At 62.3% G+C, this 297-nt stretch carries 1 protein-coding gene; it reads right to left on the minus strand.

Annotation, left to right across the window (positions count from 1 at the left end; all coding sequences use genetic code 11):
- Positions 1 to 297: integrase core domain-containing protein (locus EJ903_RS26655; protein ID WP_148105343.1), on the minus strand; the 297-nt coding region annotated here is incomplete at both ends.

Consider the following 297-nt stretch of genomic DNA (forward strand, 5'->3'; position numbering starts at 1 on the left):
AGCAGGCGGCGGTTGTTGAACCAGTCGACCCATTCGAGGGTGGCGTATTCCACGGCTTCAAAGGATTTCCACGGTCCCCGCCTGTGGATGACCTCCGCCTTGTAGAGACCGTTGACGGTTTCAGCCAAGGCATTGTCGTATGAATCGCCGACGCTGCCGACCGACGGTTCGATGCCGGCCAGCCCCAGCCGCTCGGTGTATCGGATGGACAAATATTGGCTGCCCCGGTCCGAATGGTGAACCAGTCCGGATTTCCCCGTCGGTCGGCGCTGGTGCAGGGCCTGCTCCAGGGCATCC

Source organism: Azospirillum griseum (assembly GCF_003966125.1).
GTDB lineage: Bacteria > Pseudomonadota > Alphaproteobacteria > Azospirillales > Azospirillaceae > Azospirillum > Azospirillum griseum.